Consider the following 21338-nt stretch of genomic DNA (forward strand, 5'->3'; position numbering starts at 1 on the left):
CCACCGCCTGAAGCCGGAAACACAAAATTACAGATAGATCGATGCCGCCGTGTCGATCCGACTTCCGCTCGTCCGACGTGTGAACAGGAGCAGCAGTTTCCAGCGGCTCCCAGCCTCATCAACTTCAGGAGAAAAGACATGCGATTCATGATTCTGGTCAAGGCCAACGCCGATTCCGAAGCCGGCGTGATGCCCAGCACCGAAATCCTCACCGCCATGGGCAAGTTCAACGAAGAACTGGTCAAGGCCGGCGTGCTGCTGGCCGGCGAGGGCCTGCACCCCAGTTCCAAGGGCGCGCGCGTGCGCTGCGAGGGCCCGACCAAGCGCACCGTCATCGACGGCCCCTTCGCCGAGACCAAGGAGCTGCTGGCCGGCTTCTGGCTGTTCCAGGTCAAGTCGAAGGAAGAAGCCATCGAGTGGATCAAGCGCAGCCCCTTCCAGGAGGGCGAGATCGAGATCCGCCAGGTGTTCGAGGCCGCCGACTTCGGCGACGCCATGACGCCTGAGCTTCTTGCCCAGGAAGACCGCCTGCGCGCCGAGACCGAGGCCCGCGGCAAGACCGGCGGCTGACAGCTCCCGGCGCATCGCGGGAGCCGCCGTGACCGCAGAAGAGGGCCGCGAGGGCGCCATCCGCCGCACCGTCGAGGCGGTGTGGCGCATGGAGTCCGCGAAGATCATCGCCACCGTCGCGCGCATGGTGCGCGACGTGGGCCTGGCCGAAGAACTGGCGCAGGACGCGCTTGTCTCTGCCCTCGAGCAGTGGCCCGGCGAAGGCGTGCCCGACAACCCCGCCGCCTGGCTCACCGCCGTGGCCAAGCGCCGCGCGCTCGACCGCCTGCGCCACCGGCAACTGGCCGAGCACAAGGCCGGCGAGATCGGCCGCGAGCTCGATGCCCAGCACGAAATGGCGCAGGCCGACTTCGCCGACGCGGTCGATGCGGCGCTTGACGACGACATCGGCGACGACCTGCTGCGGCTGGTGTTCACCGCCTGCCATCCGGTGCTGTCGACCGAGGCGCGGGTGGCGCTCACGCTGCGTTTGATGGGCGGCCTCGCGACCGACGAGATCGCACGCGCGTTCCTCGTGCCCGAGGCCACCGTGGCGCAGCGCATCGTGCGCGCCAAGCGCACGCTGGCCGAGGCGCGCGTGCCCTTCGAGGTGCCGCGCCGCCGCGAGCTGGAAGGCCGGCTCGCTTCGGTGCTCGAGGTGATCTACCTGATCTTCAACGAAGGCTATTCGGCCACCGCCGGCGACGACTGGATGCGCCCCGCGCTGTGCGACGAGGCCCTGCGCCTCGGCCGCATCCTGGCCGAGCTGGTGCCCAAGGAGGCGGAAGTGCACGGCCTCGTCGCGCTGATGGAAATCCAGGCCTCGCGCACCGCAGCGCGCGTCGGCGCCTCGGGCGAGCCGGTGTTGCTGCTCGAGCAGAACCGTGCGCGCTGGGACCACATGCTGATCCGACGAGGCCTGGCCGCGCTTGCGCGGGCCGAATCGCTCGGCGGCGCGCTCGGCCCCTACGCGCTGCAGGCCGCCATTGCCGCCTGCCATGGCCGTGCGCGCACGGCCGACGAAACCGACTGGGCACGCATCGCCGCGCTCTACGACGCGCTGGCCGAGCTCGCGCCGTCGCCCATCGTCGAGCTCAACCGCGCGGTCGCGCTGTCGATGGCATTCGGACCGGCGGCGGGGCTGGAGGTGGTCGACGCGCTCATGGACGAGCCCGCGCTCAAGGGCTACCACCTGCTGCCGACGGTGCGCGGCGACCTGCTGTTCAAACTCGGGCGCCACGACGAGGCGCGCAGGGAGTTCGACCGCGCCGCCGCGCTCACGCGCAACACGCGCGAGCGTGCGTTGCTGCTCGCGCGTGCGCGGGCCTGCATGGCCGGGTGAACGCTTGGCGCCGGGTGCCGCAGCTCAGGCCTTGAAAGCCTGGCCGGCCTCCGAGGGCGAGCCCGGCAAGCCGAACTGGTGCCACGCGCGGCGCAATTGCGTGTCGGAGCCGAAGCCCGACTGCTCCGCCGCCCGCGTGACGCTGGCGCCCGAGGCCAGCGCGAGCTGCGCCACCGCCAGCCGCAGCCTGCGCAGGTAGGCCAGCGGCGCGACGCCCGCATGCTCCATGAACAGCCGCGTGAGATGCCGTACCGACGTATGCGCCACCTCGGCCATGCGCGGCACGCTCCAGTCGGCCTGCGGCTGCTCGCTGACCGCGTCCTGCACGCGGTGCAGCGCGGCATGCAGGTGGTTGCGGTAGGCCAGGAAGGGCGACAGCTCCGGGTCTTGCGGGCCGCGCCGCAGCGCCACCACCATGGTCTGCGCGACCTGCGCCGCCAGCGCCTCGCCGCAGAGTTCTGCGATGCGGTGCAGCACGAGGTCGATGCCGGTCGTCACGCCCGCGCTGCTGTAGACCGGCGGGTCGATCACGAACACCCGGTTGGCCACCACGTCGCAGCGCGGCTCCGCCGTGCGCAGTTCGCCCAGGTGATGATGGTGCGTGGTCGCGCGACGGCCCGCGAGCGCGCCGGCATGCGCCGCCAGCACGGCGCCGGCGCAGATCGTCACCAGTTCCAGGCCGCCGCGCTCGAAGCGCTGGCCGCGCAGCCAGTGCAACAGGTCTTGCGCCTCCGGGGTGTCGACGGCGATGGTGTCGCCGGGCAGTCCGACCAGCACGACCCAGCCGGGGCCGTCCCACCGCACCGGCAGCGGCGCGAGTCCGGAAAGCGCGACGCCGACCGAACCCATCGCGGTCGGCCGGGGGCTTGTGAACTCGATCGCGAAGCGCTCGGGCTGGCCCATGGCCCGCAGCCGCTGGTTGGCGATGCGCAGTGCCTCGGCCGGGCCGGCCCAGTCGAGCACCAGGCTGCCGGGCAGGAGGACGAAGACTACGCGGATGGGCTGGTGCCGGCGGGGTTGCGGGTCCATGCGTAGTCCATCTGGCGCGCGGTGCGCTCGGCCAGTTCGCGGCCGGCCAGGCGCTCCACGAGGTGCAGGCTCATGTCGATGCCGGCGCTGATGCCGGCCGAGCTGACGATGCGCCCGGTATCGACCCAGCGCACGTCTTCGCGCACGTTCAGCGCGGGGAACTGCGCGCGCAGGTCGGCGATGTCTTCCCAGTGCGTGGTGACGGCGTCGCTGGTGACCACGCCGCTGGCCGCCAGCAGGAAGGCGCCGGAGCAGACCGAGGCGACCACCTGCGCGCCGGCCGCGTTGCGGGCGATCCAGCGCAGGGTGTCGGGGCTCGCCAGCGGCGCGTCGACCACGCCGCCGGGAACGACCAGCACGTCGGCTTGCGGGCTGTCTGCCAGCGTGTGATTGGCCAGCAGTTGCAGGCCGGCGCGCGCCTGCACCGGCTGGCCCAGGGCGGCCGAGACCACCTCGAAGGGCGCGGCAGTGCCCGGTCGCATCCGCTGGCTGACGCGGCTCGCGGTGGTGAAAACCTCGAAAGGGCCGGCGAAATCGAGCGCTTCCACGCCGTCGAACGCCAGGATCACTACGCGCAGGGTGCTCATGCCACGGCCCGTTCCAGCGCCTGCGCCACGGTACAGACGGTGGCGAAGCGGCCATGCAGCACGGTCGCGGTGCGGGCCTTGATGTCGGCGGCCGACAGCGGCCTGCCGTCAGGCTGCACCATGTCGAAGGTCAGGGTGGCGTCGGTCACATAGTCGACCTGCCAGCCCAGGTCGGACGCGTGGCGGGTGGTGGTTTCGCAGCACTGCTCGGTGCGGATGCCGCTCACGATCAGCCGGCCGATGCCGTTCTGCGTGAGCCACACGTCGAGCCCGCTGTTGACCAGCGCGCTGTGGCGGTGCTTGGTGAAGGTGGCGGCGGCCTCGAAATGCGCCAGCCCGGCGATGGGACGCACATGGCCGGATTCGACCGCGAAGGGGTTGCTCGCGTCCGAGGGCCCGTCGGTGTGGAAGACCCGCACGACCGGCAGGCCGGCGGCGGTACAGCCTTCGATCAGGGCGTTCTGGGCGCCCAGGTAGGCGGCGGCCAGGCTTTCGTTCCAGTAGGGGCGATGGCGGAACGACTCCTGTGCGTCGATCACAATCAGACAGGTTTTCATGGCGGCGGCTCGCAAGGGTGCGGAGTGGATGATGCCCCCGATTCTTTCGCGCGGCCAGCCGGCGAGCCGCTCGGTGCCGGACCAGAATCGATCAGATCCGGACATCGCTGACCGCGCGCGCGGTCAGGTCAGACCAGCGCAGCCGCCTGCAGCTCTTTCTTCAGGTACGCGTAGTACAGCGGCGCCGCCACCAGCCCGGCCGGGCCGAACACGGCCTCTGCCACGAACATCACGGCCAGCAGTTCCCACACGCTCATCTGCGTGCGGGCGCCGACCACCTTGGCGTTGATGACGTATTCGGCCTTGTGGATCACGATCAGGAAGATCAGGCAGGCCGCCGCCGTGACCGGCGACACCGACAGCCCCACCAGCGTGATCACCGAGTTGCACACCAGGTTGCCCACGATCGGCACCAGGCCCGCGAGGAAGGTGAGGGTGATGAGCGCCGGCGTGTACGGCAGGTGCGCGCCCCACATCGGCATGACGAACAGCAGGAAGATGGCCGTGAGCAGCGTGTTGAAGGCGGCGATCCAGAACTGGGCCGCGACGATCTGCCCGAAGGCCTCGCCGAAGGTCTGTACGCGCTGGTGCAACTGGTCGGCCAGCGGCATGCGGCGCGGCGCGGCATGCGCCACGGCCGCCAGCGCACCGACGATCAGCCCCACGTAGGAAAAGAGCAGCCCGTGCAGCCAGGCGCGACCGGCCATGGCCAGCGAGCCGGCCTGCGCGCGCAGGTAGTTGGCGATCACGCGCTGGATCTCGGCCGCGCCCTCGGGCAGGTAGGCCGCGATCTCGCCGGGCAGCTTGGAGCGCAGTTCGAGCACCGTGCGCGCCGTGTAGTCGAGCAGCTCGCGGTACTGGTCGGGCGCGTCGACGATGTATTCGCGGGCCTGCGACAACAGCAGCGTGAGCAGCGCGATCGGCCCCACCAGCACCAGGATCACGGCCAGCACGTTGGCCCAGCCGCCGGCGCGTTCAGGGCGCCTGCCGAGCGGCGGAATGCGCTGCAGGCCGCCCGTGAGCACGCGCGCGAACCAGTGCGTGGCCAAGAAGCCGATGCACACGCACAGCAATCCGGGCAGCAGGTGCTCCCACATCACCAGCAGGAGCGCGCCCAGCATCAGCAGGTAGCTCGCGATGATCACCCCGCGCGAGGCCGGGGGGTGTTGGATGGGGGCCGTCGCAACGGCGGGGGTGATGGGTTGCGGCTTGTTGGCCATCCGGTGGGTGTCGCGTGCTCTGTTCAGGGAATCGGACGGAGCAGCCGGCGGTCAGCCGACGACCACCGGGGCGCCTTCGCCGCGCGGGGCGATCACGCCGATCTCATGCACCGTCTCGCCGGCGGCGCGCAGGGTGGCGGCACAGGCGGCGGCTTCGGCCGCGTCGATGACCACGACCATGCCGATGCCGTTGTTGAAGGTGCGGTTCATCTCGATGTCGTCGATGCCGGCCACCTTCTGCAGCCAGGCGAACAGCTCGGTCTGCGGCCAGCTGCCCTTCTTGAGGTGGGCGGCGGTGCCTTCGGGCAGCACGCGCGGGATGTTTTCCAGCAGGCCGCCGCCGGTGATGTGGGCCAGCGCCTTGATCGGGTGCTTGCCCAGCGCTTCGAGCACCGGCTTCACGTAGAGGTGGGTGGGTTCCATCACGGCTTCGCGGAAGGGCTTGCCGTCCAGCGTGGCGGGAAGGTCGGCGCCGGCGCGCTCGATCACCTTGCGCACCAGGCTGAAACCGTTGGAGTGCACGCCCGCCGAGGCCAGGCCCAGCACCACGTCGCCGGGCTTGACGTTCTGGCCCGTGAGAATCTTCGATTTTTCGACCGCGCCGACCGCGAAGCCCGCCAGGTCGTATTCGCCGGCCGGGTACATGCCGGGCATTTCGGCGGTTTCGCCGCCGATCAGTGCGCAACCCGAGAGTTCGCAGCCGCGGGCGATGCCGCCGACCACGGCAGCGGCCGTGTCCACGTCGAGCTTGCCGCAGGCGAAGTAGTCGAGGAAGAAGAGCGGCTCGGCGCCCTGCACCAGCACGTCGTTGACGCTCATGGCCACCAGGTCGATGCCGACGGTGTCGTGCATGTTCCATTCGAAGGCCAGCTTGAGCTTGGTGCCCACGCCGTCGGTGCCGCTGACCAGCACCGGTTCCTTGTAGCGCTTGGGCACCTCGAACAGGGCGCCGAAGCCGCCGATGCCGGCCAGCACGCCTTCGCGCATGGTCTTCTTGGCCAGGGGCTTGATGCGGTCGACCAGTGCGTCGCCGGCATCGATGTCGACACCTGCGTCCTTGTAGCTGAGCGGGGTGGGCGTGGAGGAGGTCATGGTTGGTCGAGGTCGGGAAGGACGCGAAAGGATGCGAGGACTAGGGAGCGGAAGGCGGCCCCGGTAACCATGTTGGCCGGGCCGATAGAATTCCTCACGATTTTAAGGGCCCTCGCGGCCCCCTCCATGAACCTTCCCGGGATGAAACAGCTCGCGCTCGATATCGGCATTGCGACGGGCCCCAGCTTCGACGCCTTTTTTGCCGGCCCCAACGAGGCGGCGCTGCGGCACCTGCAAGTGTGGGTGGGCGGCGCCGGCGGCCCCGCGCTGCACTCGCCGGTGCCGACCTATCTGTGGGGCGACGGCGGCAGCGGCAAGACCCACCTGCTCGAATCGGTGCGTGTCGCACTGCGCGAGCAGGGCGCCAGCGTGGGCTGGCTGCACGCCGGCCTGCTGGAGCCGCCCGAGTTCGACGAGCGCTGGGGCGCCGTCCTGCTCGACGACGTCCACCTCTACACCGCAGTGCAGCAGCACGCGGCCTTCAACTGGTTCGTGAACGCCCAGACCCTGCAGCGCGGCGTGGTCGCCGCCGGCGCATTGCCGCCGGCCGACCTGCCGCTGCGCGAAGACCTGCGCACCCGCCTCGGCTGGGGCCATGTGTTCCACCTGCAGGTGCTGAGCGAAAGCGAACGCCGCGCGGTGCTGCGCCAGGCGGCCGACGCGCGCGGCGTGATGCTGTCCGACGACGTGCTCGACTACATGCTGCACCGCTTCAGCCGCGACCTCGGCAGCCTGATGGAGCTGCTCTCGCAGCTCGACGGCTATGCCCTGCAGACGCAACGCGCGATCACCATTCCGCTGATCCGCTCCATGCTCGAGAACGAATAAAAGAGCGAACTAGGCTTTCAACCAACAAATGATCAAGAAATTCATCGACAAGCTGCTCGGCAAGACCGCCGGCGGCGCACAGGGCAAGAGCCGCTTCGGCAAGCGCCAGGAGGTGCCGGCAGAGGTTCACAAGATCGATCCGGCCCTGGTCGACGAACGCGCGAAGAACGTGGTCACCACGCTGCAGCAGGCCGGCTTCGAGGCCTACGTGGTGGGCGGCGCGGTGCGCGACCTGCTGCTGGGGCTGCGTCCCAAGGACTTCGACGTTGCCACCAACGCCACGCCGGAGCAGGTCAAGTCGCTGTTTCGCCGTGCGTTCATCATCGGGCGGCGCTTTCGCATCGTGCACGTGGTGTACGGCCGGGGCCGCGAGCACGAGGTGATCGAAGTCTCGACCTTCCGCGCCTACATGGACAACGCCGCCGCCGAGCAGGTGGCGGGCAACGAGCGCACCAGCAAGGGCGAGCTCGCCAGCATGAAGCATGCGGTGGACGCCAGCGGCCGGGTGCTGCGCGACAACGTCTGGGGCCCGCAGGAAGAAGACGCGGCGCGCCGCGACTTCACCGTCAACGCCATGTACTACGACCCGGCCAACCAGGTCGTGGTCGACTATCACAACGGCATCAAGGACGCCCAGAAGCTCACGCTGCGCATGATCGGCGACCCGGCCACGCGCTACCGCGAAGACCCGGTGCGCATCATTCGCGCCATCCGCTTCTCGGCCAAGCTCGCGGCCCTAGGCTTCAAGATGGAAGCCAAGACGGCCGCCCCGCTGGTCGAGTCGAGCAGGCTGCTGGCCGACGTGCCGCAGAGTCGCCTGTTCGACGAAATGCTCAAGTTGTTGCAGACCGGCCATGCGATTGCCACGGTCGAGCAATTGAACAAGCTGGGGCTGGCCAAGGGCATCTACCCGCTGCTCGACGTGGTGGTCGAGCGTGCCGACCAGCCCTTCGTCAAGGCCGCCCTGCAGGACACCGATCGCCGCGTGGGCGAAGGCAAGCCCGTGGCGCCCAGCTTCCTGCTGGCCTGCGTGCTGTGGGCCGACGTGCGCGACGGCTGGGCCCAGCGCCAGGAAGGCCAGCGCGGCCAGCGCCCGCAGGCGCCGTTCCCGGCGCTGCAGGACGCCATCGACGACGTGTTCAATGCCCGCATCGGCGACGTGTCCGGCCGCGGCAAGCTGGCCGCCGACATGCGCGAGATCTGGATGATGCAGCCGCGCTTCGACAAGCGCACCGGCTCCACGCCCTACAGCCTGGTCGAGCAGGCGCGTTTTCGCGCCGCCTTCGATTTCATGCGCCTGCGCGCCGACGTGGGCGAGGTCAGCGAGGCGATTGCCGAGTGGTGGCAGGAATTCAGCATTGCCGACGACGTGCGCCGGCAAGACCTGCTGGAGCAGGTGCGCGAAGAACAGAAGGTTCGCCAGCGCGTGCGGGTGCGCGACACCGCCGCGCCGGCCAAGCTGCGCAACGAGCCCGCGCCTCGCCAGAACCCGCCCCAGAACCAGGGCCGCGGCCAGGATGCGGAGCCGGACGACGAGGTCGAAGTCGAGGCCGGTGCCGTTCCGCCCGACGGCGAAGCCGCGGCGCCGCGCAAGCGCCGGCGCCGCCGCAAGCCGCGCCCCGCGGGTGGTGGCGGCGGTGAGGGCGGCGGCAGCGCCGCAGGCGAATGAGCGCGTCCGACCAGCCGAAGGACGGCAGGAAAAAGCCGGCGGCGAAGGCCGGCAAGCCGAAGACCGTGCCGCCGCGCGCCGCGGGCAAGCCGCCGGCAGCCGGCGCCAGGAGCGGGCCGCCCGCTCGCCGCGCGCCCGGCCGTGCCCCCACGCGCAGCGCCCGCGGCCCGCGCGAGGACTACCCGACCGTACAGGCCTTCGTCGCCATCGGCGCGAACCTGGGCGATGCCGAGGCGTCCGTGAAGGCGGCCATGGCCGCGATCGGCGCGCTGCAGCGAACCCAGGTGACGGCCCGTTCGTCGCTCTATCGCAGCGAGCCGGTGGACGCCGAAGGCCCTGATTTCATCAATGCCGTGGTGGCCGTGCGCACCGGCCTGGATGCCGAGCAGTTCCTGGTGGCATTGCAGCGCCTGGAGACGCAGGCCGGCCGCGAGCGGCCTTTTCCCAATGCGCCGCGCACGCTCGATCTCGACTTGCTGATGCACGGCAATTCGGTGATCGACACGCCGAACCTGACACTGCCGCATCCCCGCATGCGGGAGCGCGCCTTCGTGCTGAAGCCGCTTGCCGAAATCGCGCCCGACAAGGTGCCGCGCGCGGCGCTCGCACGCGTCACGGGCCAGGTGGTCAAGCGCATCGTCTAGACGGCCGTGCTGCCGGTGCTGCGCCTGCCGGGCTGAATTTCTGGCGTTCCATCGGCCTTGAAAAGCCGGTCGGACCGGATTGGACGCTCGCGCCCGTTAAACTTCGCCGGTTTTTTCATGAAGGCGTCATGAAATTGTGATTGGCGCACCCCAGGAGTTTCCATGTTCGGCAAGCTGCTGCCCCGCGAGGGCAATTTCTTCGAGATGTTCAACCAGCACGCCGAGCGCATCGTGGAGGCGGCCAGGGCGTTCGAGCAACTGGTCGCCAACTACAGCGACGTGCACCTGCGCGAGCAGTACAACCGCGACGTCGACAACGCCGAGCGCGCCGCCGACCGCGTGACGCACGACGTCAACCGGCTGATCCACAAGACATTCATCACGCCCATCGACCGCGAGCAGATCCACAAGCTCATCAACACGATGGACGACGTGGCCGACCTGATCCAGGACTCGGCCGAGACCATGGCGCTGTACGACGTGCGCCACATGACCGACGAGATCGTGCGCCTCACGGCACTGAGCGTGAAGTGCTGCGACCGCCTGAAGGACGCCGTCAAGTACCTCGGCAAGATCGCCGACCCGGCCGTGGCCGAGGCCACGCTCAAGACCTGCGAGGAAATCGACCGCCTCGAATCGGACGCCGACCGCGTCATGCGCAGCGCCATGAGCAAGCTGTTCCGCGAGGAGCCGGACGTGCGCGAGGTCATCAAGCTCAAGGCGATCTACGAGCTGCTGGAGACGATCACCGACAAGTGCGAGGACGTGGCCAACGTGATCGAGGGCATCGTCCTCGAGAATTCCTGAGCGGGTAGCGACCGATGGCAACGGTTCAGGTCGCCCTCTGGGTGGTGATAGTGCTGGTCGCGCTTGCGATCCTGTTCGACTTCATGAACGGGTTCCACGACGCCGCCAATTCGATTGCGACGGTGGTCTCCACCGGGGTGCTCAAGCCGGGGCAGGCCGTGGTGTTCGCGGCCTTCTTCAACCTGATCGCGATCTTCGTCTTCCACCTGAGCGTGGCGGCCACCGTGGGCAAGGGCATTGCCCAGCCGGGCGTGGTCGACGTGCACGTGGTGTTCGGCGCGCTCGTGGGTGCCATCAGCTGGAACCTGGTGACCTGGTACTACGGCATTCCGAGCAGCTCGTCGCACGCGCTGATCGGCGGCATCGTGGGCGCCGTGATTGCCAAGACGGGCACCAGCGGCCTGGTGGCCTCCGGCATCTGGAAGACGGTGGCCTTCATCTTCGTGTCGCCGCTGCTGGGCTTCCTGCTGGGTTCGATGATGATGGTCGTGGTGGCCTGGGGCTTCCGCCGCGCCACGCCGTCGCGCGTGGACCGCTGGTTCCGCCGGCTGCAGCTCGTGTCCGCCGGTGCCTACAGCCTAGGCCACGGCGGCAACGACGCACAGAAGACCATCGGCATCATCTGGATGCTGCTGATCGCCACCGGCTACGCCAACGCCGGCGACGCGAACCCGCCGACCTGGACCATCGTGAGCTGCTACGCCGCCATCGCGCTGGGCACCATGTTCGGCGGCTGGCGCATCGTGAAGACGATGGGCCAGAAGATCACCAAGCTGAAGCCCGTGGGCGGCTTCTGCGCCGAGACGGGCGGCGCGCTGACGCTGTTCCTGGCCACCGCGCTGGGCATTCCGGTCTCGACCACGCACACCATCACCGGCGCCATCGTCGGCGTGGGCTCCACGCAGCGCGCGAGCGCGGTGCGCTGGGGCGTGGCGGGGAACATCGTGTGGGCGTGGATCTTCACGATCCCGGCGTCGGCCTTCGTGGCGGCGATTGCCTACTGGATCAGCATGCAGCTGTTCTGAGCGGCTGCCGGTACCGCAGTCACTGCGAGATCTTTCGCCCCTCTTCGACCTGGTGCTCGAAGTAGCGCTGGAAGCTGAACACGATGCTGGCCATCAGGATCGTGCTGCCGAAGAAGAGCGACAGCACCACCGCGCCGATGGTGAACCAGTTCGTGCGGCCGGGGGCCGCGTCCGCCGCGGCGCTCGCGTTGAAGCGGGCGTTCCACTTCTCCGGCGTCATGAGGCCGTAGACGATGGCTGTCAGCGCGCAGCCGGCGATGGTGAAGCCCAGCAGCGGAATCAGCGCCCAGCTGATGCCATCGTCCACGCCGTACATCCGCACGCGCTCGATGCCGTACACGCCTAAAGCCGTGGGAATGGGCAGCAGCCAGCCAAGCCAGTCGCCCATGCCGCGCAGGTAGAAGCGGTGCAGCCCCAGCGGGCCGCCGAGGAAGGTGAGCCAGGCGGCGGTGGTCTTGTTTTTCATGCGGGTTTCACTCGGGTCGGGTGGTGCTGCCTTCGCCGAGCACTTTTTCCATCAGTACGACATCGCGCCATTCGCCGAACTTCCAGCCGCAGTCCTTCAGCACGCCCACGTGCGTGAAGCCCTGGCCGCGATGCACGCCGATGGAGCCCGCGTTGGCCGAGTCGCCGATCACCGCGATCAGCTTGCGCACGCCGGCCGCCTCGGCAGCCTGCGACAGCGCGGCGAGCAGCTTGGCGCCCAGACCCTTGCCGCGTGCTGACTCGCACATGTAGATCGAGTCTTCGGCCGAAAAACGGTAGGCCGGGCGCGGCTTGAACCAGTTGCAGTAGGCAAAACCCAACACTTCGCCATCTTCTTCCGCGACCAGATACGGCAATTTCTTGCCCAGCACGTCGGCGCGGCGCGAAGCCATGTCGGCCGGGGAGGGCGGTTCCGTCTCGAAGGTGCCGGTGCCGTGCAGCACGTGGTGGGCGTAGATGGCCGTGATGGCTGCGACGTCTTCGTCGCGGCTGGGGCGGATGGTCAGGGGCATGGGCGAAAAACGGATGGCGCGAGGCCGGAATTCGGAGAAAACGCGTGTCGGGCTATAATCGCGGGCTTTTCAGCGTGTCGCTGGCCGGGTGGCCATGTCGCGTGTCTCGACGCTGGAAGAACATTGTGAGCAGGCCTTTTCTCAATCCACAAGGCTTGCTGACCACCCAAGGATAAATCATGGTCGTCATTCGACTCTCCCGCGGCGGCTCCAAAGGCCGTCCGTTCTTCAACATCGTCGTGTCGGACAAGCGCGTTCGCCGCGATGGCCGTTTCATCGAACGCCTGGGTTTCTACAACCCGACCGCCAAGGAAAACGAAGAAAGCATCCGTATCGCCCAGGACCGCCTGGCGTACTGGAAGAGCGTCGGCGCACAAGCTTCGCCCACCGTTCTGCGCCTGATCAAGCAAGCTGCCGCGGCAGCTCCCAAGGCGGCGGCCTAAGCCGCCCCGCACGGCGATGCTGCCCACACTCGAAACCGCCGAATTGCCGGCGGATGCGATCGAAGTAGGGCGCATCGCCGATGCATGGGGAATCAAGGGCTGGTTCAAGGTCCTTCCCCATAGCGCCCAGCCCGAGGCGCTTTTTTCTTCCAAGCGCTGGTTCCTGCAGGCTCCCGGAGCCGCTGCGAGCACCGCTTTCCGGCTTGCGATCCGCGAAGCCAAAGAACATTCCGACTGCATCGTCGCCACGTCCGAGGACGTGCCCGACCGCAATGCAGCCGAAGCCCTGCGAGGCGCACGAGTTTTCGTGCCGCGCTCCAGCTTTCCCACCGCCGGCGACGACGAGTACTACTGGGTCGACCTGATCGGCCTGTCGGTGGTCAACCGCGAAGGCGTGGTGCTCGGCACCGTGCGCGAACTGCTCGCCACCGGCCCGCAGACCACGCTGGTGCTTGCCGCCGAAGAAGACGGCAAGGCCGTCGAGCGCATGGTGCCCTTCGTCTCGGTCTTCGTCGACAAGGTCGACTTGCCCGGCCGGCTCATCACGGTCGACTGGCAGCCCGATTTCTGACGGGCGCTCGCGCGGCATGCGCTTCGACGTCATCACCCTGTTTCCCGAGCTGTTCGCGCCTTTCCTGGCCAGCGGCGTGACGCGCCGCGCCTACGAATCGAAGCAGGTGGAGGTGGTGCTCTGGAATCCGCGCGACTATGCGCTGGGCAACTACAAGCGCGTGGACGACCGTCCGTTCGGCGGCGGGCCCGGCATGGTCATGATGGCCGAGCCGCTGGCCGCCTGCCTCGACGCGGCCCTGGCCGCGCGCGGGGCGCAGGCGCCCGTGGTGCTGTTCTCGCCCATCGGCGAGGCCTTGCGGCACGAATCCGTCGAGCGCTGGTCCGCCAGCGAAGGCGCGGTGCTGGTCTGCGGCCGCTACGAGGGCATCGACCAGCGATTCATCGACGCGCGCATCACGCATCAGGTCAGCCTGGGCGATTTCGTGCTCTCCGGCGGCGAGATCGCGGCGATGGCGTTGCTCGACGCCGTGGCCCGCCTGCAGCCGGGCGTGCTGGGCGACGAAGCGAGCCATGTGCAGGACAGCTTCAACCCCGCGCTCGACGGCCTGCTCGACTGCCCCCACTACACCCGTCCCGAGCAATGGAACGGGCAGGGCGTGCCGGCACCGTTGCTTTCAGGCCACCATGCGCAGATCGAGCGCTGGCGCCGCGACCAGCGCCTCGCCATCACGGCCGAGCGCCGCCCGGAGCTGATCGAGGCCGCCCGCGCCGCCGGTCGGCTGGGCAAGGCCGATGAGGCCGCGCTGAAAAAAAAGCTATAATCGCCGGCTCCCCGATCCTCTGCCCGGCCGCGCCCGGTCTTCTTGCGGTTCTTCCGTGAAAGCCAAAAGCGCCTTTTGTGTAGCCCGACACGATCGAACATCAGGAAATCATGAACCTCATCCAGACCCTCGAGCAGGAAGAAATCGCCCGCCTCGGCAAGACCATCCCCGATTTCATGCCCGGTGACACGGTCATCGTCAGCGTGAACGTCGTCGAAGGCACCCGCAAGCGCGTGCAGGCTTACGAAGGCGTCGTGATCGCCAAGCGCAACCGTGGCCTCAACAGCGGCTTCACCGTGCGCAAGATCTCCAGCGGCGAAGGCGTGGAACGTACGTTCCAGACCTACAGCCCGCTGATCGCCGGCATCGAAGTCAAGCGCCGTGGCGATGTGCGCCGCGCCAAGCTGTACTACCTGCGCGACCGCAGCGGCCGTTCGGCACGTATCAAGGAAAAGCTGCCGAGCAAGTCGACGGCTGCGTCGGCTTCCTAATAAGCCGCCTTCCTGTCGTGCAAGAAAAGCCGCCGTTCTGGCGGCTTTTTGCGTTGGTGCTCCGCACGGGACACAGCCCGAAAGACAGCGCCGCCTTTTTACGCTCTACTCCCTCCAGCCGGTCCTCCGTCACTTCATCTCTTGACCAACATCGCCGTCCCCATGCAATCCGCGCCCCTCGAACCCGTCAATGCCGTGGTGCCGCCCACGCTGCTGCAGTTCGACCCGCGCGAGACGCCTTTCGTGGACGGTAGTGATGGCTTGCCCGCGGTGTCGGCGGGGCAACTGACGGCGCAGGCCCTGCGCGCGCGTTTCGCCAACCCGCCGGCATGGACGCCCGAACTGCGCCGCGAGCCGCGAATGATCGACCGCGCACCCGCACAGGCCGCCGTGCTGGTGCCGATCGTGCAGCGCCCCGAAGGCGCGACCGTGCTGCTCACCGAGCGCACCACGCACCTGTCGAACCATTCGGGCCAAGTCGCGTTTCCTGGCGGCCGCGTCGATCCGGAAGACGCCAACATCTCCGCCGCCGCGTTGCGCGAGGCGTGGGAGGAGGTCGGTCTCTCCGCGCAGTTCATCGAAGTGCTCGGCAGCCTGCCCACCTACACGACCGTGACCTCGTTCATCGTCACGCCCGTGGTCGCGCTGGTGCAGCCCGACTTCGAACTCACCATCAACCCCTACGAGGTAGCGCAGGCCTTCGAAGTGCCGCTTGCGTGGCTCATGGACCCCGCCAACCACCGCCGCCACGCCGTGAGCGCAACCGACGGCCGCAAGCGCGAGTGGTATTCGATGCCCTACCAGGACGGGCCCGACGAGCGTTTCGTCTGGGGCGCGACGGCCGGCATGCTGCGCAATCTCTATCGCTTTCTCGCCGCCTGAACCTTCAGGCTGGATCGCTATCATCGAAGGATGAGCTTCTTTGCCATCCTGTGCGCGCTGCTGATCGAGCAGGTGCGGCCGCTGGGCCCGCACAACCCCGTGTACGGCAGCGTCCTGGCGTGGACCCGCTGGACCAGCCGCAACTTCGACGCGGGCAAGCCCCATCACGGATGGATCGCATGGGGGCTCGCGGTGTTCGTGCCGACGCTGCTGGCGCTGGGCGTGCACTGGCTGCTGGTGCTCACGCTGGGCCTGCCGTTCGCGGTGCTGTGGAGCATTGCGGTGCTCTACGTCACGCTGGGCTTCCGTCAGTTCAGCCACCATTTCACCGACATCCGCGACGCGCTCGACGAGGGCGACGAGCCGCTCGCGCGCTCGCTGCTCGCGCACTGGCAGGGTGTCGACGCGGCGGACCTGCCGCGCAGCGAAATCGTGCGCCACGTCATCGAGCATTCGGTGATCGCCGCGCACCGCCACGTGTTCGGCGTGCTGGCGTGGTTTTCGATCATCGCGGCCATCGGCCTCGGGCCGGCCGGCGCGGTGTTCTATCGCATGAGCGAGTTCGTGTCGCGCTACTGGGCGCACAAGAACGGCGCCGCCGTGCAGCCCTCGAGCGTCGCGGTGCAGGAGGCCGCCGAGCGCGCCTGGCATGCCGTCGACTGGCTGCCCGCGCGCATCACCGCGCTCGGCTTCGCGGTGGTCGGCAGCTTCGAGGAAGCCATCGATTGCTGGCGCAACGATGCACAGCGCTTTCCGAACGAAAACGACGGCGTGATCCTGGCCGCCACCTCCGGCGCGGTCAACGTGCGGCTCGGCGGCGGCTCGCTGCGCCCCATTCCAACGCTCGACCCGCTGTCGCGCGCCCAGGCCGGCGACACCATCGCCGACGGCCGCGCGCCGGACAGCGGCAGCACGCCCGGGCGCGAGCCCGAGCCCGGCCACCTGCGCAGCGTCGTCGGGCTGGTCTGGCGTTCTGTCGTGATGTGGATGGTGCTGCTGGCACTGCTCACCCTCGCGCGCCTGCTCGGCTGAGCCAGCAGGCAAGGACCCCTTCATGACCACCCAAGTCCCGGCTTTCTGGAGCCCGCGCATCGGCGCGCTCGAACCCTACGTGCCCGGCGAGCAGCCGCGCATCGCGAACCTCGTCAAGCTCAACACCAACGAGAACCCGTATCCGCCTTCGCCGGATGTCGTCGAGGCCATCCAGCGTGCCGCGGCGAACGGCCTGGAGCTCTACCCCGACCCGACCTCGCTCGCGCTGCGCGAGGCCGTGGCCCGGCGCCACGGCCTGCGCGCCGACCAGGTGTTCGCGGGCAATGGCTCCGACGAGGTGCTGGCTCATGCGTTCTTCGCGTTCTTCCAGCAAGCCGAACCATTGCTGATGCCCGACGTGAGCTACAGCTTCTACAAGGTCTACGCGCAGATCTACGGCATTGCCTGCGAGCTGCAGCCGGTCGACGAGGACTTGCGCATCGACATCGACTCGCTTGCCGCGCGGGCGCGAGAAGGCTGCGGTGGCATCGTCATCGCCAATCCGAACGCGCCCACCGGCATCGGCCTGCCGCTCTCGCGCATCGAGCAGCTGCTGCAGGCGTGCCCCGACCGCGTGGTGCTTGTCGACGAGGCCTATGTCGATTTCGGCGGCGAGAGCGCGCTGTCGCTGGTGGGCAAGTACCCGAACCTGCTGGTGGTGCAGACGCTTTCCAAGTCGCGTTCGCTGGCCGGACTGCGCGTCGGCTTCGCGTGCGGCCAGTCGCACCTGATCGACGGGCTGGTGCGCGTCAAGGACAGCTTCAATTCGTACCCGATCGACCGGCTCGCGTTGGCCGGCGCGGTGGCATCGCTCGAGGACGAAGCCGCGTTTCGCACCGCCTGCGACAAGGTCATCGACACCCGCGAAGGCCTCACGCTGCAGCTCGAGGACCTGGGCTTCGAGGTGCTGCCTTCGCAGGCCAATTTCGTCTTCGCGCGCCATCCGCAGCGCAATGCGGCCGAGTTGGCCGCGCTGCTGCGCGAACGCGCGGTGCTGGTGCGGCATTTCAGGCAGCAGCGCGTAGCGCAATACCTGCGCATCAGCATCGGCACGCGCGAGCAGTGCAGTCTGCTGGTCCAGCATCTGCAAGACATCCTCCAGAGCCCCGCCGCATGAAGGAAGCCCTGCCGATGCCGACCCTCGACACCGACCCGCGTTCAGCCGCCTGCGCCAGCTTCTGGCAAGCTGTGAGCGGCCAGCTCGACAGCCTGCGCGCATTGCCCGGCCAAGAGCTGATGGAGGCCTTGAACGGGCTGCTGGAGCCCTCCTTTCCGAAGCTCGCGGTGGAGGTTGCGGGCGATTCGCCCGCATTCACGCTCGTGGTCACGGCGCATGGATCGGTCGAAGACTTCGACGACGTGATGATGCTGGTCCAGAGCGCGCCGGCGCTGCCCCAGGTGGAGGTCGAGGCCTTCCGGCAGCGAATGGGCAAGGGATTCAGCATCCGCATGGACGACTTCGAGCTCTCTAGCGCGGACGTGCTGGTCAAGCACGAGCGATACAAGGGCCTCGTGGCGCTGGAGATCGGCTTTGCCAAGCCCATCCCCATGGACATGCAGGACCAAGCCCGCCACATGAGCCTGATCATGCTCGACCACATCCTGGGCGAGTACGACACGGCCATCAAGGTGGGTCCGGTCGACTATGTCGACGCTGGCGAGCAGGCTGCTTTCGACGGAGTGCCGCTCGATGATTTCGTGCCGATTTTCGATGCCTGCTGGCGCGAGGAGCTCGGCCACACCGGATTGTTTCCGGTGGGCGAGCATGCATGGTCCGCGCTGAGCGCCACGCGCGACACGGAGGACGGCGGCGAGGTAGAGCTGATCGTCATGCGCAACGACTCCGCCGCCGCGCTGGTGGGGCGCGCCGACCTGTGCCACCGGCTCTCGGCCGCGGTGCCGGTCGAATCGGGCGAGGAGCTGGAAGAAGCGCGCCTCTTCGGCGACCAGCTGACGGCACTGTTGCAGACGCACGAGGACGGCTGCTGCACGCACGTCGTGCTGGAAGAGGGCGTGCGCACCATCAACTTCCATGTGGCGCAGCCCGAAGCGGCGATTGCGCATGCGCAATCCATCCAGGAGAACTCGGAACTGCCGGTAAGGCTCGACCTGGCCTTCGACCCGACCTGGAACTCGTACCGGACCTGGGTCGGCTGAGGCGCTGCCTCAGTACCGCTTCTGGCTCAGTTCGGCGAACAGTTCGCCGTAGATCTTGTAGCGGCTCGCGCTGATGGCCCCTTGCCCATCGGCCGATGCCACATTCGCGATCACGCCGCAGCCCGGCTCGTGCAGATGGGTGCAGTTGTAGAACTTGCAGTCGTTCGCGTGCTCGGCAATGTCGGGCATGAGCCCCGCGAGCTGCATCGGCGCGATGTGGTTCAGGCCGAATTCCTGGAAGCCCGGCGAGTCGATCAGGCCGGTGGTGCGCGCTTCGTCGATCCAGTACCAGGTGGTGCTGGTGGTCGTGTGCTTGCCTGAATTCAGCGCCTGCGAAATCTCCTGGGTGAGCACGCTCGCGCCCGGCACCAGCAGGTTGGTCAGCGTGCTCTTGCCCGAGCCCGACGGACCGAGCACCAGCGTCGACTTGCCCGCCAACAGCTTCATCAGCGAGGCGTAGTCTGCCTCGCCCGAGGCCTTCAGCGACAGCGGCAGCACGCCGTGGTGCATGCGCCGGTAGGGTGCCAGCTTGGTCCAGGCGCGCTCGAAGGGCTCTGCCAGGTCGCTCTTGTTCAGGGCAATGATCGGCTTGATGCGTTCGGCCTCCGCCGCGATCAGCGCGCGTGCCAGCTGGTGCTCCGAGAATTCCGGTTCGGCCGCGATCAGGATCAGCACCTGGTCGAGATTGGCCGCGAAAGACTTGGTGCGGATTTCGTCCTGCCGGTAGAACAGGTTGCGGCGCGGCAGCACCTGCTCGATGGTGCCTTCGTCTTCGCTGGCCTGCCAGTGCACCCGGTCGCCGACCACGGCCTGGCTCTTCTTGCCGCGCGGATGGCAGATCAGCCGCTCGCCCGTGGGCGTCTCGACCAGGCAGTGACGCCCGTGGCTGGCGACGACGAGGCCGTCCTGGAGGGCCTTCGCAGCTGTTGCGGCTGCTGCTGGCGCGGCGCGGCGGCCCGGCTTAGCCAAGGGCGGGTACCGTCATGCGGCAGCGGCTGCCGGAGCGGCCACCAGCGCGTCGGCCTGGCGCGCGCAGTCGAAATCCGTGGCGGACAGGCCCCTCACGTCGTGCGTGTTGAAGCGCACCACGCAGCGGTTGTAGTGCACCGACAGGTCGGGGTGGTGGTCCTGCGTATGAGCCACCATGGCCAGCGCGTTCACGAAGGCGATGGTCTCGAAGTAATTGGCGAAGGTGAAGGTCTTTTCGATGGCGACATCGGCGCCGTCGCCGGTGAGCTTCCAGCCGTCCAGGCGCGCGAGGCCGGCGACGATCTCGGTGGCGCTCAGCGCCTTGCGGGGAGGGAGGTTCTTCCAGTCTTTGGGCTTGAACATGCTGCTCATGGGAGGCTTCTTCTGAATGATGTGATGGGGGCGGTCAGGCGGCCGTCATGCGCGCAAGGCGCTCCGAGGCCGGCGGGTGCGAGTAGTAGAAGCTAACGAACACCGGGTCGGGCGTGAGCGTCGATGCGTTGTCCTGGTAGAGCTTGAGCAGCGCGGCCGACAGGTGGGCGCCGCTGGTCTGCGCCACCGCGTAGGCGTCAGCCTCGAACTCGTGCTTGCGTGACAGGCGCGCTGGCAGCGGCGCCACGAAGAAGCCGAACACCGGCACCGCAAGCATGAAGAGCAGCAGCGCGAGTGCGCTGTTCGGCGCGGCCATGTTGGGCTGCACGCCCAGGCCGGTGTAGAACCAGACCTGCGTCGACACCCAGCCCAGCAGCGCGAAGCCGGCCAGGCTCAGCGCGAACATGGCGATCAGGCGCTTCACGATATGGCGATGCTTGAAGTGGCCGAGCTCGTGCGCGAGCACGGCTTCGACCTCGCTCGCGTTGAGCTGGCGCAGCAGCGTGTCGTAGAACACCACGCGCTTGCTGGCGCCGAAGCCTGTGAAGTAGGCGTTGGCATGCGCGCTGCGCGTGCTGCCGTCCATCACGAACAGGCCCTTGGCGGCAAAGCCGCAGCGCTTCATGAGGGCGGTGACGCGTGCTTTCAGCGTGGGGTCGTCGAGCGGCTTGAACTTGTTGAACAGCGGTGCGATGAAGGTCGGATAGATCAGCATCAGCAGCAGGTTGAAGCCCATCCAGGCACCCCAGGCCCAGAGCCACCACAACTGGCCCGCGGCACCCATGAGCCACAGAATGAGCGCCGCAATGGGCAGCCCGATCACCGCGCCCAGCAGCGTCGACTTGACCGTGTCGGCCAGCCAGAGCTTCCAGGTCATCTTGTTGAAGCCGAAGCGCTCTTCGAGCCGGAAGGTCTGCCAGAGCGTGAAAGGCAGTTCCAGCAGCCCGCCGATGGCCGCGAATGCCGCCAGCAGCGCGAGCTGCTGCACCATGCCGCCGCCGATCCATGCCAGCAGCAGCTTGTTGAGCACGTCGAGCCCGCCGAGCAGCGTCCAGCCGAGCAGCAGCGCGGTGCCCCAGGCCATTTCGATCAAGCCGAAGCGCGCCTTGGCGATGGTGTAGTCGGCCGCCTTCTGGTGGGCGGCGAGGGTGATGGTTTGCGCGAAAGCGGCCGGCACGGTGCCGCGATGCTGCGCCACATGGCGCACCTGTCGGGAGGCGAGCCAGAACTTCACGAGCAGCCCCGCAACCAGCGCGACCGCGAAAGCAATGGTGAAGATGAGCGAATAGGACATAGGAGCGGCGAGTTTAG

Annotated in this window: 25 protein-coding genes; 15 read left to right on the forward strand and 10 right to left on the reverse strand. The window is 68.2% G+C overall.

Features of this window, described 5'->3' with window-relative positions:
* Positions 1–138: 138 nt before the first annotated feature.
* The gene (locus AC1RVW_RS02725) at positions 139–570 is read left to right on the forward strand and encodes a YciI family protein (RefSeq protein WP_081270629.1); all 432 of its coding nucleotides are present in this window, start codon (positions 139–141) and stop codon (positions 568–570) included.
* Between the two features lie 28 nt (positions 571–598).
* Positions 599–1891, forward strand: a complete 1293-nt coding sequence (locus AC1RVW_RS02730) for an RNA polymerase sigma factor (protein WP_081270628.1) — start codon at positions 599–601, stop codon at positions 1889–1891.
* A gap of 24 nt (positions 1892–1915) precedes the next feature.
* Here the strand turns inward: AC1RVW_RS02730 and AC1RVW_RS02735 are convergent, their stop codons facing one another.
* The 5 genes from AC1RVW_RS02735 to purM form a co-directional block, all read right to left on the reverse strand.
* On the reverse strand, positions 1916–2920 hold the full coding sequence (locus AC1RVW_RS02735) for a GlxA family transcriptional regulator (RefSeq protein ID WP_493197864.1): 1005 nt from the start codon (positions 2918–2920) through the stop codon (positions 1916–1918).
* Complete coding sequence (locus AC1RVW_RS02740; RefSeq protein ID WP_493197866.1) at positions 2881–3507, reverse strand: DJ-1/PfpI family protein; 627 nt, start codon at positions 3505–3507, stop codon at positions 2881–2883. Before AC1RVW_RS02740 ends, AC1RVW_RS02735 begins: the two co-directional genes overlap by 40 nt.
* The gene (locus AC1RVW_RS02745) at positions 3504–4064 is read right to left on the reverse strand and encodes an isochorismatase family protein (RefSeq protein WP_285412072.1); all 561 of its coding nucleotides are present in this window, start codon (positions 4062–4064) and stop codon (positions 3504–3506) included. Before AC1RVW_RS02745 ends, AC1RVW_RS02740 begins: the two co-directional genes overlap by 4 nt.
* A gap of 128 nt (positions 4065–4192) precedes the next feature.
* The gene (locus tag AC1RVW_RS02750) at positions 4193–5284 is read right to left on the reverse strand and encodes an AI-2E family transporter (protein ID WP_493197868.1); all 1092 of its coding nucleotides are present in this window, start codon (positions 5282–5284) and stop codon (positions 4193–4195) included.
* 51 nt (positions 5285–5335) lie between these two features.
* Positions 5336–6376 (reverse strand): phosphoribosylformylglycinamidine cyclo-ligase, encoded by a 1041-nt coding sequence (purM, locus tag AC1RVW_RS02755; protein WP_285412071.1) that lies wholly within the window; start codon positions 6374–6376, stop codon positions 5336–5338.
* Positions 6377–6517: 141 nt separating this feature from the next.
* On the opposite strand from purM, the gene hda reads away from it, so the two are divergent.
* The 5 genes from hda to AC1RVW_RS02780 all read left to right on the forward strand — a co-directional run bounded on the left by hda (position 6518) and on the right by AC1RVW_RS02780 (position 11349).
* The gene (gene hda / locus AC1RVW_RS02760; RefSeq protein ID WP_285412070.1) at positions 6518–7204 is read left to right on the forward strand and encodes a DnaA regulatory inactivator Hda; all 687 of its coding nucleotides are present in this window, start codon (positions 6518–6520) and stop codon (positions 7202–7204) included.
* A 28-nt stretch (positions 7205–7232) separates the two neighbouring features.
* A complete protein-coding gene (gene pcnB, locus AC1RVW_RS02765) occupies positions 7233–8873 on the forward strand; it encodes a polynucleotide adenylyltransferase PcnB (protein ID WP_106935255.1) in 1641 nt (546 codons plus the stop codon).
* Positions 8870–9517 carry a 2-amino-4-hydroxy-6-hydroxymethyldihydropteridine diphosphokinase gene (gene folK, locus AC1RVW_RS02770; protein WP_493197869.1) on the forward strand — a complete coding sequence of 216 codons (648 nt, stop codon included), beginning with the start codon at positions 8870–8872 and terminating at the stop codon, positions 9515–9517. The genes pcnB and folK overlap by 4 nt, the downstream gene beginning before the upstream one ends.
* 162 nt (positions 9518–9679) lie before the next feature.
* On the forward strand, positions 9680–10324 hold the full coding sequence (locus AC1RVW_RS02775) for a DUF47 domain-containing protein (RefSeq protein ID WP_081266931.1): 645 nt from the start codon (positions 9680–9682) through the stop codon (positions 10322–10324).
* Between the two features lie 14 nt (positions 10325–10338).
* The gene (locus AC1RVW_RS02780) at positions 10339–11349 is read left to right on the forward strand and encodes an inorganic phosphate transporter (RefSeq protein WP_081266930.1); all 1011 of its coding nucleotides are present in this window, start codon (positions 10339–10341) and stop codon (positions 11347–11349) included.
* 19 nt (positions 11350–11368) lie between these two features.
* On the opposite strand, the gene AC1RVW_RS02785 is transcribed toward AC1RVW_RS02780, so the two are convergent.
* Positions 11369–11815, reverse strand: coding sequence for a TM2 domain-containing protein (locus AC1RVW_RS02785; RefSeq protein ID WP_081266929.1), 447 nt, complete (start codon positions 11813–11815; stop codon positions 11369–11371).
* 7 nt (positions 11816–11822) lie between these two features.
* Positions 11823–12347 carry a GNAT family N-acetyltransferase gene (locus tag AC1RVW_RS02790; RefSeq protein WP_493197872.1) on the reverse strand — a complete coding sequence of 175 codons (525 nt, stop codon included), beginning with the start codon at positions 12345–12347 and terminating at the stop codon, positions 11823–11825.
* A 179-nt stretch (positions 12348–12526) separates the two neighbouring features.
* On the opposite strand from AC1RVW_RS02790, the gene rpsP reads away from it, so the two are divergent.
* The 8 genes from rpsP to AC1RVW_RS02830 all read left to right on the forward strand — a co-directional run bounded on the left by rpsP (position 12527) and on the right by AC1RVW_RS02830 (position 18686).
* Positions 12527–12790 (forward strand): 30S ribosomal protein S16, encoded by a 264-nt coding sequence (gene rpsP / locus AC1RVW_RS02795; protein ID WP_007831311.1) that lies wholly within the window; start codon positions 12527–12529, stop codon positions 12788–12790.
* A 16-nt stretch (positions 12791–12806) separates the two neighbouring features.
* The gene (gene rimM / locus AC1RVW_RS02800) at positions 12807–13361 is read left to right on the forward strand and encodes a ribosome maturation factor RimM (RefSeq protein WP_081266927.1); all 555 of its coding nucleotides are present in this window, start codon (positions 12807–12809) and stop codon (positions 13359–13361) included.
* Positions 13362–13377: 16 nt separating this feature from the next.
* The gene (gene trmD / locus AC1RVW_RS02805) at positions 13378–14124 is read left to right on the forward strand and encodes a tRNA (guanosine(37)-N1)-methyltransferase TrmD (RefSeq protein WP_081266926.1); all 747 of its coding nucleotides are present in this window, start codon (positions 13378–13380) and stop codon (positions 14122–14124) included.
* A 110-nt stretch (positions 14125–14234) separates the two neighbouring features.
* Positions 14235–14615: a 50S ribosomal protein L19 gene (rplS, locus tag AC1RVW_RS02810; protein WP_081266925.1), complete on the forward strand. Its 381-nt coding sequence runs from the start codon at positions 14235–14237 to the stop codon at positions 14613–14615.
* 162 nt (positions 14616–14777) lie between these two features.
* The gene (locus tag AC1RVW_RS02815; RefSeq protein WP_081266946.1) at positions 14778–15497 is read left to right on the forward strand and encodes a CoA pyrophosphatase; all 720 of its coding nucleotides are present in this window, start codon (positions 14778–14780) and stop codon (positions 15495–15497) included.
* Positions 15498–15527: 30 nt separating this feature from the next.
* Positions 15528–16529, forward strand: a complete 1002-nt coding sequence (locus AC1RVW_RS02820) for a CobD/CbiB family protein (RefSeq protein ID WP_081266924.1) — start codon at positions 15528–15530, stop codon at positions 16527–16529.
* 22 nt (positions 16530–16551) lie between these two features.
* Positions 16552–17646 carry a histidinol-phosphate transaminase gene (hisC, locus tag AC1RVW_RS02825; RefSeq protein WP_493197875.1) on the forward strand — a complete coding sequence of 365 codons (1095 nt, stop codon included), beginning with the start codon at positions 16552–16554 and terminating at the stop codon, positions 17644–17646.
* Positions 17643–18686, forward strand: coding sequence for a hypothetical protein (locus AC1RVW_RS02830; protein WP_493197877.1), 1044 nt, complete (start codon positions 17643–17645; stop codon positions 18684–18686). The genes hisC and AC1RVW_RS02830 overlap by 4 nt, the downstream gene beginning before the upstream one ends.
* A gap of 9 nt (positions 18687–18695) precedes the next feature.
* On the opposite strand, the gene rsgA is transcribed toward AC1RVW_RS02830, so the two are convergent.
* The 3 genes from rsgA to AC1RVW_RS02845 are packed head-to-tail and all read right to left on the reverse strand — an operon-like array spanning position 18696 to position 21321.
* A complete protein-coding gene (gene rsgA / locus AC1RVW_RS02835; RefSeq protein ID WP_081266922.1) occupies positions 18696–19655 on the reverse strand; it encodes a ribosome small subunit-dependent GTPase A in 960 nt (319 codons plus the stop codon).
* Positions 19656–19667: 12 nt separating this feature from the next.
* Positions 19668–20027, reverse strand: coding sequence for a 4a-hydroxytetrahydrobiopterin dehydratase (locus tag AC1RVW_RS02840; RefSeq protein WP_493197879.1), 360 nt, complete (start codon positions 20025–20027; stop codon positions 19668–19670).
* 34 nt (positions 20028–20061) lie between these two features.
* Positions 20062–21321, reverse strand: coding sequence for a M48 family metallopeptidase (locus tag AC1RVW_RS02845; RefSeq protein WP_493197881.1), 1260 nt, complete (start codon positions 21319–21321; stop codon positions 20062–20064).
* Positions 21322–21338: the final 17 nt, after the last annotated feature.

This window comes from Variovorax sp. MPBD4-3 (genome assembly GCF_058809745.1).

Coding starts and splice junctions, on each gene's coding strand:
- AC1RVW_RS02725 (WP_081270629.1), top strand. CDS start 139: ATGCGATTCATGATTCTGGTCAAGGCCAACGCCGATTCCGAAGCCGGC.
- AC1RVW_RS02735 (WP_493197864.1), bottom strand. CDS start 2,920: ATGGACCCGCAACCCCGCCGGCACCAGCCCATCCGCGTAGTCTTCGTC.
- AC1RVW_RS02740 (WP_493197866.1), bottom strand. CDS start 3,507: ATGAGCACCCTGCGCGTAGTGATCCTGGCGTTCGACGGCGTGGAAGCG.
- AC1RVW_RS02745 (WP_285412072.1), bottom strand. CDS start 4,064: ATGAAAACCTGTCTGATTGTGATCGACGCACAGGAGTCGTTCCGCCAT.
- AC1RVW_RS02750 (WP_493197868.1), bottom strand. CDS start 5,284: ATGGCCAACAAGCCGCAACCCATCACCCCCGCCGTTGCGACGGCCCCC.
- purM (WP_285412071.1), bottom strand. CDS start 6,376: ATGACCTCCTCCACGCCCACCCCGCTCAGCTACAAGGACGCAGGTGTC.
- hda (WP_285412070.1), top strand. CDS start 6,518: ATGAAACAGCTCGCGCTCGATATCGGCATTGCGACGGGCCCCAGCTTC.
- pcnB (WP_106935255.1), top strand. CDS start 7,233: ATGATCAAGAAATTCATCGACAAGCTGCTCGGCAAGACCGCCGGCGGC.
- folK (WP_493197869.1), top strand. CDS start 8,870: ATGAGCGCGTCCGACCAGCCGAAGGACGGCAGGAAAAAGCCGGCGGCG.
- AC1RVW_RS02775 (WP_081266931.1), top strand. CDS start 9,680: ATGTTCGGCAAGCTGCTGCCCCGCGAGGGCAATTTCTTCGAGATGTTC.
- AC1RVW_RS02780 (WP_081266930.1), top strand. CDS start 10,339: ATGGCAACGGTTCAGGTCGCCCTCTGGGTGGTGATAGTGCTGGTCGCG.
- AC1RVW_RS02785 (WP_081266929.1), bottom strand. CDS start 11,815: ATGAAAAACAAGACCACCGCCGCCTGGCTCACCTTCCTCGGCGGCCCG.
- AC1RVW_RS02790 (WP_493197872.1), bottom strand. CDS start 12,347: ATGCCCCTGACCATCCGCCCCAGCCGCGACGAAGACGTCGCAGCCATC.
- rpsP (WP_007831311.1), top strand. CDS start 12,527: ATGGTCGTCATTCGACTCTCCCGCGGCGGCTCCAAAGGCCGTCCGTTC.
- rimM (WP_081266927.1), top strand. CDS start 12,807: ATGCTGCCCACACTCGAAACCGCCGAATTGCCGGCGGATGCGATCGAA.
- trmD (WP_081266926.1), top strand. CDS start 13,378: ATGCGCTTCGACGTCATCACCCTGTTTCCCGAGCTGTTCGCGCCTTTC.
- rplS (WP_081266925.1), top strand. CDS start 14,235: ATGAACCTCATCCAGACCCTCGAGCAGGAAGAAATCGCCCGCCTCGGC.
- AC1RVW_RS02815 (WP_081266946.1), top strand. CDS start 14,778: ATGCAATCCGCGCCCCTCGAACCCGTCAATGCCGTGGTGCCGCCCACG.
- AC1RVW_RS02820 (WP_081266924.1), top strand. CDS start 15,528: ATGAGCTTCTTTGCCATCCTGTGCGCGCTGCTGATCGAGCAGGTGCGG.
- hisC (WP_493197875.1), top strand. CDS start 16,552: ATGACCACCCAAGTCCCGGCTTTCTGGAGCCCGCGCATCGGCGCGCTC.
- AC1RVW_RS02830 (WP_493197877.1), top strand. CDS start 17,643: ATGAAGGAAGCCCTGCCGATGCCGACCCTCGACACCGACCCGCGTTCA.
- AC1RVW_RS02840 (WP_493197879.1), bottom strand. CDS start 20,027: ATGAGCAGCATGTTCAAGCCCAAAGACTGGAAGAACCTCCCTCCCCGC.
- AC1RVW_RS02845 (WP_493197881.1), bottom strand. CDS start 21,321: ATGTCCTATTCGCTCATCTTCACCATTGCTTTCGCGGTCGCGCTGGTT.